11 protein-coding genes are annotated in these 12,662 nt (G+C 32.1%); 2 read left to right on the forward strand and 9 right to left on the reverse strand.

The annotated features are described in order from the left end of the window. From LUA86_RS04280 to LUA86_RS04290, 3 genes are read right to left on the reverse strand one after another with little or no spacing between them, the layout of a single operon-like run. The gene (locus tag LUA86_RS04280) at positions 1-1,437 is read right to left on the reverse strand and encodes a GMC oxidoreductase (protein ID WP_231459354.1); all 1,437 of its coding nucleotides are present in this window, start codon (positions 1,435-1,437) and stop codon (positions 1-3) included. A 5-nt stretch (positions 1,438-1,442) separates the two neighbouring features. Continuing rightward, positions 1,443-2,498, reverse strand: coding sequence for a UbiA prenyltransferase family protein (locus LUA86_RS04285; RefSeq protein WP_231459355.1), 1,056 nt, complete (start codon positions 2,496-2,498; stop codon positions 1,443-1,445). A 2-nt stretch (positions 2,499-2,500) separates the two neighbouring features. After that, positions 2,501-3,154, reverse strand: coding sequence for an HAD family hydrolase (locus LUA86_RS04290; RefSeq protein WP_231459356.1), 654 nt, complete (start codon positions 3,152-3,154; stop codon positions 2,501-2,503). Between the two features lie 95 nt (positions 3,155-3,249). Between LUA86_RS04290 and LUA86_RS04295 the strand changes: the two genes are divergently transcribed. Together LUA86_RS04295 and LUA86_RS04300 are read left to right on the forward strand one after the other, a co-directional pair. Then, positions 3,250-4,875: a glycosyltransferase family 39 protein gene (locus LUA86_RS04295; RefSeq protein ID WP_231459357.1), complete on the forward strand. Its 1,626-nt coding sequence runs from the start codon at positions 3,250-3,252 to the stop codon at positions 4,873-4,875. Between the two features lie 24 nt (positions 4,876-4,899). Further along, a complete protein-coding gene (locus LUA86_RS04300; RefSeq protein ID WP_231459358.1) occupies positions 4,900-5,748 on the forward strand; it encodes a beta-1,6-N-acetylglucosaminyltransferase in 849 nt (282 codons plus the stop codon). A gap of 51 nt (positions 5,749-5,799) precedes the next feature. Here LUA86_RS04300 and LUA86_RS04305 read toward each other — a convergent pair whose 3' ends face one another. Genes LUA86_RS04305 through LUA86_RS04330 form a run of 6 tightly spaced genes read right to left on the reverse strand, consistent with a single transcriptional unit; the run spans position 5,800 to position 12,654 of the window. Next, entirely contained in the window at positions 5,800-6,792 is a 993-nt protein-coding gene (locus LUA86_RS04305; RefSeq protein WP_231459359.1) for a glycosyltransferase family 2 protein, read from the reverse strand. A gap of 49 nt (positions 6,793-6,841) precedes the next feature. Next, positions 6,842-7,852, reverse strand: coding sequence for a UbiA family prenyltransferase (locus tag LUA86_RS04310; RefSeq protein ID WP_231459360.1), 1,011 nt, complete (start codon positions 7,850-7,852; stop codon positions 6,842-6,844). Further along, positions 7,852-9,045, reverse strand: coding sequence for a glycosyltransferase (locus LUA86_RS04315; protein ID WP_231459361.1), 1,194 nt, complete (start codon positions 9,043-9,045; stop codon positions 7,852-7,854). Before LUA86_RS04315 ends, LUA86_RS04310 begins: the two co-directional genes overlap by 1 nt. Before the next feature lie 14 nt (positions 9,046-9,059). Next, positions 9,060-9,965, reverse strand: coding sequence for a class I SAM-dependent methyltransferase (locus LUA86_RS04320; protein WP_231459362.1), 906 nt, complete (start codon positions 9,963-9,965; stop codon positions 9,060-9,062). 10 nt (positions 9,966-9,975) lie between these two features. Then, positions 9,976-11,790, reverse strand: coding sequence for an ABC transporter ATP-binding protein (locus LUA86_RS04325; RefSeq protein ID WP_231459363.1), 1,815 nt, complete (start codon positions 11,788-11,790; stop codon positions 9,976-9,978). A 45-nt stretch (positions 11,791-11,835) separates the two neighbouring features. Then, entirely contained in the window at positions 11,836-12,654 is an 819-nt protein-coding gene (locus LUA86_RS04330; protein ID WP_231459364.1) for a methyltransferase, TIGR04325 family, read from the reverse strand. Positions 12,655-12,662: the final 8 nt, after the last annotated feature.

The following is a 12,662-nucleotide window of genomic DNA, read 5'->3' on the forward strand; positions in this document are numbered from 1 at the left end:
TCAAAACATTTTATCAGCAGCGTGTAAGGAAAGGGCAGATAATGTTAAACTTGGATTGGATGCGCTGTATGTTGTAAATGCACCAGCACCCAATACAAAAACGTTTCTATATTTATGATGAACTAGATGTTTATCAACTACACCAGATTCGGCATCTTTTGACATTCTGGTTCCACCAATTATATGACCTTCATTTGGAAAAGGATCTAAATATTTGAATTTTTCAACTGGTAAGCATGATAATAATTCTGGTAATTTTTCTTTTGCATTTGCTAATGCCTTTTCAACGTATTCAGATCTACCTTTAAAATGAACCTGCGGTTTTAATTTGTTATCAGATGTGGTAATGTAATTATTATCAGCAGGAATATCCTCAAAAATAAGTCTGAAACTGGCGATATTCAACCACTTCTTATCTTCAAATCTTAAAAATGGAGCATTATTAACTTCAATTAAGCATGCAGCGTGGTCCTTTCTATGCGGTCCATCGTAAAGCATGTATCCATTTGCATTAACCCAGGTACTACCGCCAGCGTTACTTAAATCATTTAAATAAATTAAAACCTGTACACCCAGTTGCTCTCCAAAACCCTTACCTGTTAAGGGGTTTTTATCACCCGAATTAAGTAAAATATTTGAGTTAAAAAATGGATTTGCACCTAAGACTATAACCTCTCCCTCTATTTTATATTCTTTATCTGATTTAACATAACATACATTTCTTGCTACGTTATTAACGATTTCTAATTTATAAACCTCAGCGCCGTAAACTATTTCCACCCTTGAATCCTGATAGATAGTCATACCAGAATTTTCTATACTAAATTTAGCATCTACCGGGCATGTGCCACAAGTACTTGATGCCATACACGCATTACGATATTTTGTTGCCATGCTCGCTCTTGCTGTGGGTTGGCTTATGTATTGATTACCGTATTTTTTATGCAATATATCATCAACCTTACTAAATTTATGCGCTGGCAGTGGATACTTACCATTTTTTGGAAATGGGGTTTCATCAGGTCCTGAAATTTGCATAATCTGCTCAGCCTCCTCATAATATGATTCTATATCATTATAAGAAATTGGCCAATCCTGAGCAACACCATATAGCGATTTCATTTTGAAATCAGAAGGCATAAAACGCGGTGTGCAGCCCCACCAGCAGTTAGAACTCCCACCAAAACCAGTTGTGAAATGCCAATCTTTTTTAGGATTAAAGTTTTCTACCAGGTCATCCCATTTTGGTTCGTATTTTGAATTGGGTAAAGTTTCGCCTCGCCTAACTTTTAACTTCTCTGCATGACTATAAAAATAACCTCGTTCCAGCACGAGAATTTTTTTTGTTGAATCATTTTTGGATAGATATTTTTGCAGAAAAAATGATGAAGCGAATCCTGTTCCAACTATAATCAAATCATATTTATCGTATTTCATCTAATCTATCTACTGTATTTATAATTATTTGCGTTACTTAAAAGCCAGTGAAGCCAAGGTATATCGATAAACATTAATACACACAATAAAATGGTAAATAATACCAGGTACAACATAAACCATTTTCTTGTGTACAATTTTTCCGAACCTTGCACCGGCGAATCATCAAGTAAACCAATTTTAAGGTACCATGCAAAAAGTAATGCAAAAAATGGGAAACTTATTAATAATTCAATCCTATCTTTTATCAGGAAAATCCCCATAAAAAACGCACAGGTTATAGCATAGAAAAACATTGAAACCAACAAACTGTTTTCACTGTAGAATTTAAATGATTTTCTATACAAACTAGCAACTTTAGGATCGCCAATTAAGCGGTATTCTGCAAATCTTTTTGTGGCCATTAAAAATGCACCGCCCATCCAATAGGCAATAATTATACTTGCAGGCGGAAATGTGTTGATCCAATCTAAATCCCATTTACTGCTTGGAATGCCTAATGCCGGACTAAAAATGAACCATCCGGCAGCAAAGCGAATAGGATTGTTTACCGATTCGGTCAATACGTCCAGAAATACTCTATCCTTGCTTCTAAATGGTTTAACGTTATAAATAATCCCCATTATTAAGAGGAATATCGCGACTGACATAAATTTGATAGAAACGAAAAAAGAAATGGTAATGCCTACTAATGCTAATAATGCATATTCGGTGTATACAATGGAAGGTTTAACAATTGTAACTACAGACGATCGCTTATTTTTTAGTGGATGGTACTTATCAAAGCTAGCATCTAAATATTCATTAATTACATAATTTGCCGATGCAATAAGACAAATACTCGTTAAACCGAAAAAAATCTTTAAAAAAATAGAGCCATTTAAAGTGGTGTTAAATACAGATAGGGCAAAAAGCATTCCGGGTATCATAAATAGGTTCTTCACCCAATTGTCTGGTCTGGCTATTGCTATATATTCTTTTAAGCCTGCTGGACGAAGTTCGGTTTCCTCGAAATTAATATCAGATGTGGAGTTTCCGGGGATGGTAATTTTATCGATCATGTTTAGGGATTGAGCAATTTCTTAGCAAGGTGCTTATATAATGAGGTAGATGCAGCTTCTTTTTCAACAAGAAAGAATGGCACATTCGCATTTTCGGCGCATTTTCCATCCAATTCTTTTCTATCCCCAAAAAACAAGCACCTGCTAGTGTCATTTATATTAAATTTCGATTTGATAAAATTTAAACCAGCAGAATTTGGTTTCATGGCATTGATATTTGAGTCAGTTGAGCTTACTAATAAATCTGCTTTCAAGTCCATTGCTTTAAGTTTGTTCAATGAATCGTAATCAGAATAAATTGCAATTTGAATGTTTTTTTGAGCTAAGGTTTCGAAAAATAAATTAATACCAGGATAGCTACACTCTTTTAAAAAACGATTGGGAAAGTTAAATATCCATTTATCTACAACTCTTTTAATGTGATCAATCGGTTTATTAACCTTTTCCTTACACCACAGATATTGCTGCTCGGCTAGCTCTGGTGCGCTTAAGCCCTGCTTCTTTTCTCGTTCTTTTCTAAAATGATAGAGTATTTGAAGCTCATTAATCTTCCATGGGTGAAGCAAAAAATATGAAACTAAAGCAAAAAGCATTTTTTTTCTGAGTTGGCTTTGGTTATATAAAGTGCCATCAACATCAAAAATTACTAATTCCAAATTATTAAGGGATACATTTTTCACCTAGGGGGAGATTAATTAGTGTAAAATTATTAAAAATTCCGATATTGCAGAATTCCCGATGGCTTATTCTCATGTTGCTCTTAAAAAAAGAATTAAATAACTATAAATTAGTCGATTGGCTAATTGTTTTGGTCGTTTTTCTAGGCACTTCCTTAAGACTTTTTCATTATATAGCTGATAGATCACTATGGTTAGATGAAGATTACCTCGTTTCTAGCTTATTGCGGTTTGATTATAAGCAACTTATTGGTAAACCTTTAGATTATCAGCAGAAAGCACCTATTGGATTTCTTTTAGTTATTAAATTTTTTTTAAAGTTCCTAGGAAACAGTCAGTATAGCTTGAGAATTTTACCACTATTAACAGGTGTTTTATCAATTTTTGTATTTATTCCGGTTGCAAAATTTTTCCTTAAAAAATGGGGACTGTTTATTTCCATTGCCATTATATGTCTATCTCCAGCATTTATTTACCATTCGGTAGAAATAAAACAATACTCAACAGAATTACTATGCTCAATTTTGGCTTTTTATGTTATTCTACGATTTAAAAATTTAGAAAATATATCTGATTCTATCATATTAAGTTTTTCCGGGGCCATTTTATTATGGTTTTCTTACTCATCAGTATTTATTTTAGGTGGAATTGGTATTGGTTTATCGCTTTATTACATGATAACTAAACAATGGCGGCTTTTATTTAAAAGCTTTATTCCCTTTTTTACCTGGTTAATTAGCTTCATTACTTTATTTTTTTTATTTATAAATAAAACTCCTGATGCGGAGTGGGTTGTTACATGGTTTAGGTTTTACGATAATTTCATGCCTCTGCCGCCAAAATCATTATCTGATTTAAAATGGTTTTTTACAAGTTTTTATCGCATGCTTGATTATCCGCTTGGGTTATTATGGAATTTTGCAAGCGATGGTGGCGATGGACATTTATTAAATATTATCGTTAAAATGCCATGGATACCACTTACACTAATCTTAGGTGGAATTTATTGTTGTTTTAAATCATCTAAAGAGTATTTTTTTTTATTAATTACGCCTTTGCTACTGGTATTTTTAGCCTCTGGTTTAGAATATTATCCATTAACAGAACGCTTCTGGTTATTTATAGCGCCAATATTTATAATTTTTGTGGGTATTTGCATTGATAACATTAATTATGGTAAAAAATCTAAACTTTTAAAGATAACATTGGTTGTACTATTATTAATTTCCCCTTGCATACAATCATTTAAATCAGTTGAAGATGAGAGTACCTTTTACGTTCATAAAAAATCATATCAAAAAGAAATATTTAATATGGTAAATTCTGAATATAAGGATGGTGATGCTGTTTATGTATATTGGAATGAACTTTCAGGATATAACGTATTTGAAAAACTGAATAAATATAAATTTTACGCAATAAAGGGGAGGGATTTTCGGGGAATTTCTAAAAATCTTGCTGATTATAATGTAAATTTAACCCAGGATTTTAATAAATTTAAGAAGAAAAAAAGAGTATGGGTTATATTTAATAATCGATATCTTTCAAACGTTGGCGATCCCATTAATATACCGAAATGGTATTATAACAATAAAAGCGTTCCAGCAGAAAATCTTCGAAGTCAATTATCAAAAACCGGAAAAATTATTAAGTCAGTGGAAACACTGGATATTAGCGTTTATTTATTTAAGATAGAATAGACGCCAATTTTAAATTGTCCCTAAATGCGTATTGCACATATTTTAATGGTTCATAAGAATCCACGGCAAGTTTTGCGACTAGTAGAACGCTTGAACCATCCATTTTTTGATATTTATATACACGTAGATAATAAGGTGGATATATTAGAATATGAATTCTTATTAAAGATACCAAGAGTTAAGTTTATAAAATCCAGAGTTACCTGCAACTGGGGTGGCTGGAGTTTTACCAATGCAATAATTCAATCTTTAAAGGAGGTTGTAGATTACAATCAAAACTATGATTTTGTTAACCTAATAAGTGGACAAGATTATCCGATTCATTCTTCTGAATATATTTATGAGTATTTTTCAAAAAGATTGGGCAAAAATTTCCTACACATAGAAGAAAAAGATTCGGTTTGGTTTAGTGAAGCTTTAGACAGATACGAAAAGTTTCATTTTACAGATGCCAAATTTAAAGGCAAATATTTTCTGCAAAACATACTTAATCTGGTTAGTAAAAAACGTAAGTTTCCTGATGGCATGGAGTTTCACGGAGGGAGTAAATCGTCTTGGTGGACGATTAGTTACGATTGTGCAGTATATTTAATATTAAAATTACATAACAATAAAGAGCTCCAAAAATTTTTTAAATATAGCTGGGGCTCTGATGAGTTTGTAATTGCTAGTATAATCATGAATTCTGAACACGGCAAGAATACAACAAATGATAATTTGCGATATATTGAATGGCCGGAAGATAGTGCTCATCCAAGAATACTAAGTATAGGCGATTTAAATGCAATAACTAATTCAGAGATGATTTTCGCAAGAAAGTTTGATATTGCGGTAGATGCTGAAATTTTAGATAAACTTGACAAAATGCCTTAAGTTTAGCCTCCTTTTATAATATAAAGACCTTCTTAGATTAAAGTTGAAATTTTATAAAATCTTTTTTTGAGCTTTATCTTTTTTCATTTTACGATTAATTTCTCGCTCAATTGCCTCAATATAAATTTTTGGAATCGTTTTTAATGTGTAGGGAACGCTTACACTAAAAGATTTTTTTAGGAGTTTTATTGAATTCGAGATGTTGTGATTTCGCAAGAGATGATGTTTAGATAGCTCTACCAAACTTTCCATATACCTTTTTTGCATTATCAACAGTTCTTTTTTTGTTAAAAGATGATTGAATTTATCCATCTTTAAACTTAAGTCGGCAATGTATAGATGTTCTAAAACCTCATGCCAATGTCTGCCATCAAAAATATTAATATCATCAATACGTTTTCGCCATAACCTTTCTAAAGAATATGCAGCCTTTGGCTGTTTATTTAAAATCATCTCTAAATATAAATACCAATCATCTCCAATATTTATATTTTCCGCCCAGCCAGAAACTATTGAAGATTTTCTTAATACAACAGATGATGATGGAGAAGGACAAGCTTGAATGTAGAGTTCTCTCAGATCTGCATAGTCTAAATTTACCCAATCACCTTTTCTGTTATCTTTATATTTTTTTAAATAAGGGTCGTTAACTAAAAAATCCCAGCTATCTCCAACCTTTTTATCCTGGTCCCAATTGGCAAAAACGAAATCTAAGTTATCTGTAGTTAGCTTATCTATACACTTTTGAAGGAATTCAGGATACCAAATATCATCAGAATCAAGGGACGCAATCATTTCGCCATTCGATTTACTTAAGCCCAAATTTCTGGCAGAAGCCTGGCCACCATTCTCTTTGTAAAAGTATTCTACCGATGGGTATTTATTTTTGACTAATTCTGCAGTATTGTCTTTAGAACCATCATCTATTACAATAATTTGTTTATTTGGATAGGTTTGATTTATAGCACTTTCGATAGCGTCACCAATTTTGGATTCTCTGTTGTAAGTAGGTATTATGATGGTAACAAGAGTAGGGATGTTCATTCTGGTATGCTTTTCAAGGTATTCAAAAGTAAGTATAATATGTGTGCTTCTATGCTTTAAGTTTATTATTAATAATCTGTTTTGTTATTAGTTTAAAGTCTTTAATAACTATCCAAATATTTTTCGGAAACAATATGATATGTAAGATTAACATTAACCAACCGAATTTGTTATGTAGAGATAAACTTAATAATACGGCAAGTGGCATAAAAACTAAATACAAATCATTTAATAATAATTGAGACGGCTTATTTGTAGGGATAATTATTAAACCAGTTTGATATTTTAATATAGAATATCTGCCAAGGGTTAACAATATATATGCAAAAACTGCTAGCGCTATGTATAGATTTAAAATATTATATAATATTAAAATTGTACCAATCATCTCAATTCCTAAAATAAAATATTCTGTTTTACGGAAGTTGAGCGGATTTACCGAGGTTGCATAGGTTGTTGTTTTACTAATCAGGTCGTTTTCTCTATCATGAAATTGATGCACCAAAATTCCTCTAATGCCATAAAATAATGCCCATAAAGCAATAGAAATCATCCAAAATATATTTTGTTTATGTCCAATTGCAAAGGGGATGTGAGCACTCATTAATAAAGATGGAAATAGGTGAGCGCCGCTTGCATCACATAAAACACCGATAAAACCAGATTTTTTAAATCTAAATGGAGGAAGAGAATAGGCCGAAAATACCACATAGGATAGCGTGAAGAATATCAATGAAAGCGTATCTGGCCAGATATTGTAACCGAAGAATATGCCAATTATCAAACTCAATAAAACTACAAGGGTTCTACCTAATTTTGACATGGTTGCCATTCTGTTTTTTTTGCCAGCAATTTGATCTTCTTTTATATCAGCCAAATCATTAATTATACTAACATAAACTGCCCCAAAAATTACAGCCAGTAAAACTTTCAGAATAAATAGTATTGTCTCTTCAACTTCCAAATTATAGAATAATGTTGTACTGTAGCCTACACTTAATATTGGAATTAATTTATATTCCCACCATTCGTTGTATCTGGTAAATTTTAGCAGTTTCATTAATCCGTTTTCAAACTCTTTAACACTAGTTCTGCAAAAATCTTTTCTGGGTTTGGAGGCAAAACCTGTTTAATATATTCTGCAGCTTTTCTACCAATATCTTCCCATTCAGATGATCGTTGCCATGCCTTTTCCATTGCTAAATCAAATGAATATTCATCACCCTCTCCAATAAATCCAGTTATACCATCTTGAATAATTTCAGCATTTCCACCAGCATTTGATGCTATTGTTGGTCTGCCGAAAGACATCGCTTCGATGATGGTTAATGGAAGCCCCTCACTTCGGGAAGGTAAAATCAATGCATGATGTTCCTTCCAAATTTCCCGAATGTCATCTGTATAACCCTTAAAATAAATATTGCGTAAACCGAATAATTCGGCCATGTCTTTAAGCCCCTGTTCATCCGGACCTTTTCCTAAAAACGTTATGGATAAATTCCTTTCCCGCCATTTAGGCGAGTTTAAAATCCTCAATAAAATATCCTGACCCTTATCAATTACAAAAAGCCTACCAACGCAGGCTAACTTTATAATTTCATTATTTGTTGGATAAGGTAGCGGGTTAACTTCTGTTTTTACCGGATTTAAAATAATTTCGCTATTGGGTAATCTAACCCCAAATTGCTCTTCGGTTATTTTTAAATTATGTTTTGAAACGAATAAACATTTTTTTGCCTTTAGCAATGTTTGCTTCATATAATTTCTGTCACCTTGGCTAGGCCAATAAAACTCAACTGCCTTATGCGCAACAATAATATATGGTATGTTTTGCTTTAAACATTCGTAGGCAAAGCTCAAACCATCAAAATTTATACCTTGAGAAATAATGGCAAAATCGGGACTGTCTTTTGCTAAAAAATTAGATATATTCTTCGCAGATTTATTCCAGCTAAATTCCGCAATACCCAATTTATCAGCAATTCTACCAATTACATGACCTACCTTCGCAGTTATTGATTTGATCCTTTTTAATTTCCCATCAAACTCCCTAATTTGTAAACCTTCTTTAATGAGATTTTTAAATTGTGGATGCTGTTTGTTAACACGGTTTTTATAAAGAATAACATTATCAACTCCATTAGATTTAAAATGAGGAATACTTTTTGCCCAGAGCTCTTCACTTCCTCCCCAATCATCAAGACAGGCCGTGATAATTACTAATTTTTTAATTCTATTGTTGCTGTTAACCACTCTTATTAAGTTGATTAGTATTTATATTTAATTCTGTTTTTTAATCCTCGAAGAAAAATTCCTGATTTTATTCTATACAAGAATTCTTTAAGCAAATTTTTGTTTGTAATTCCGGCTAACGGACTCACAAATTGCATATTTGGGTCTACTACTGCAGGTTCTGGTATTTCTTGCCATACAACTTTTCCAAGATTTGTAAAATCTGCAATCTTTCTTTTTGATTTTGCAAGTATCGCTTTTCTTGATACCCAACCTTGCATATAAGGAGGATACCTTATGATTTCTATCTCATCATAATATGGTTGAAACAACTTGATAAAATGTTCGATATGCGGCGATACTAAATGTTCGTGAAATATTCCTGTACCAGCCTCTAACCATGACCATGTTACACTAGTTAAATCTAATTTTCCGCCAAATACATCGATTTGCATTTCATAAGGAATCGTAACATTTGGCCTAACATCCTCTAAATCAACAATTGGTAAAAATACATTTCCACCTTCACTATTCCATGATATTATATTGCTTACAACACTTTCTACTTCCTTAACAGAATTTACGTAGCAATAAGCGCCCCACATACAACTTATTAATGACCATTTATTATGCCATTCTGGTACATCAACTCTAAAATCACCTTCTTTAAAAAATTCAGCATCAGGATTTGCGACCTTAGCAATCTCAAGCATTTTCGGTGAAATATCTAATCCAGCTCTTTTTATTTGTGGAAATAAACTTAAAAAATAACCAGTTCCACAACCTAAATCTAGCCAAACGGTTTGTTTATTAATAAGTTTTTTAAAAACATTAACCTCCGTATCCGAACTAACTTTCGAGAAAGGATTTAGTAAGTATCTTTCATTGTAATCGCTAGCATAACCATTATCGTATATCTGCCAAAGGTCTTCTTTTTTCATTTCTCGTTAGTTAGTTTTTCTTTTGATTTTTAGTATCAATATCTTTTTTAAACAATAGGGCATAATCTCCTTCTTCATTTATCAATTTATTGTGAGAACCTTCTTGTTTTATCTCGCCTTCAGAAATAACATATATGTAATCTGCATGTTCTACTGCAGAAACCCTGTGGCTAATTATTAAAGCTGCCCGGTCACCTATTCTAGTTCGTAAAGACTGGAAAAATTCTCGTTCTGAAAAAGCATCTAAAGCACTTGTTGCCTCGTCTAATATTAAAAGGCGAGCAGGGCTGTACAAAGCACGGGCAATTGCTAATTTCTGCCATTGGCCAATACTCACTTCATGTCCATCATCAAATAATCTTCCCATCATAGTTTGATAACCATCAGGAAAATTATTTATGTATAAATCTGCTCCGGAGTTTTTTGCAGCTTCAATAATTTTAATTTTATCATGTTCTGCATCTATGTTCCCAAACTTAATGTTATCCTCGGCAGAAAAATTATACCTTCCAAAATCCTGGTAAACAACGCTTACCTCTTTGTGATAATCATTTAAGCTAAAGTTTTTGATATTGATATTATTTATATCGATTGAACCTTGAGTTGGGTCATAAAGTCGTGATAAAAGTTTTATAAGAGTTGTTTTTCCTGCACCATTCAGGCCAACAATAGCAATTATTTTACCACTTGGAATATTGATATTAATATTCTTTAAAACTGGCTTTTTTCCATGAGGGTAGGTAAAAGAAACATTGTTAACCAAAATATTTGTTGCCTCTTTTGGAATAGCTATTGTGTTAGCCTTATCAGTTATAACGGGCTTTAAATCAAATAAATCAAAGATGCTGGTAACAAATATATTATTTTGATATAGTTTCGATATACAGGCTGCTAAAGCTTGTAAGTGATTAAAAGATTGAGGAAAAACTACTAGAAATAATGTAATATCACCTACACTTGTTTTGCCTGTTATAACTCCGTTAGCAATATAACCTACACATGCAAAAAAACCTGTTGTGGCTAAAATCGTGGTTACAATTTCATTTAACATACTCTTTTTGCTTATTGTCAGTTTTTCTGATAACAGCATTAGTCGAATGTTTAAATATAGTTTTCTAAGGTAATCTCCAATACGTAAGCTTCGAACATCTTTGGCCGAAGTATCTGAGGTTATTAAGCCACTCAAATAAACAGATTTCCGCTCCAAAGATGTTTGCTTCATTCTCCAGCTATGTAATTTTTCTGCAAATTTGATTCGCACTAACATTGTAGGGAGCACAAAAAGAACAAGTAATGGGAATAGAAACCAATCTATAGATAATATCACAGAACCTAATGCTAAAAGCATCATTAAATTTTTTAGGGTTTCTATTAAATTGGTTACCACAGCATTTGGGCGTTCTGGGCCGGCTTCTTTAGCTCTTTTAAGAATATCAAAATACGCCGGACTTTCATAAAATGATAAATCTAATTTGATTGCACTTTCATGAATTTTATCATCGATAAATTCTGATACTTTAGCTGCTTGAATTTCTGTGGTATATGCCGAAATTGACTTGGAAACAGCATAAAGAACAGCAGAAATAGCGGCTAATAAAACATATATGAAAATATCTTTACCATTTTGAACATCTACTTTAGCAAGCTTATCAATTAAAATTTTTAAAAAGTAAAGGGAGCAGAAAAATAAAGCACTCTCAACAATAACCATAGAAATAGATATTACTGTCGATTTTGGTGCTACTGACCAAACAAGCCCTAATGTGCGCTTAATGTTAAGATTGGTTTTTAGCTTTTTAAACTTTTGGGCAAAAGAATCTATCATTAATTATTGGATGTTTTAGGATGATTTGGATTTACTTGGAATGATTTAGGATGATTTTAATTTCCATAATGAGCCTTCATATCTGAAAGGTTTAAGATTGATATAATATTTTTGAGGCTCAGAAATAAATTCAAATTCCTTACTATAATTTGTATTTAATTGCGCTTCTAACTTATGCTTACTAAAAAATGTACAAGGGTATGAGGCTTCAATGCCATAAAAAACCGGAGGTACATTCTGAATTGTTATTCTATCCACTTCATCAGGATTGTAGCCAACCAAATCTAACATCAAATATGGTACATTAAATGATTGAATATGTTGTAAAAGATTATATGGATTTTTGATGTACTGTAATGAACTTGATAGTAATAATAGATCAGGATTAGAATTTGATGCAAGACATTCTTCCAGTGTATAATAGAATTTTACATGCTCGTTTTCGAATTGCTCTTTCCCAATTTTAACATAATTTTCTTGCTCTATAATACACCAATTTAGTTCTGTTAAATGATTTAAATAGTTTATATTTTGATAATAGGATGTTCCCAGGGAACCGCCAAAATCAATCAAAGTAAGTTTGTTGTTATTTCTTGATGCAATTAGCAAAAGTGTGCTTAAAAGATGGTGATTAACAGAAATTTCATCATAAATTAAACCATCTCTTTCATAAACAGCTTCATTATCTCTAACCTTTTGAGTTGTTTCAATTATTCTGTTTAGAATATGATTTTCATCATAACCTTTACATTTCTTCTGCGCCTCATCAAATGAGCTATAATTGCCTTTCCATCCGTATTTAAAGCTATACCAGCGTAAAGTATTTATGATGGGCGGGGCAAACTCTTTAAGAAGATAATGCATAGTAAATT

Source organism: Pedobacter sp. Leaf132, from assembly GCF_920984695.1.
Taxonomy (GTDB): Bacteria; Bacteroidota; Bacteroidia; order Sphingobacteriales; family Sphingobacteriaceae; genus Pedobacter.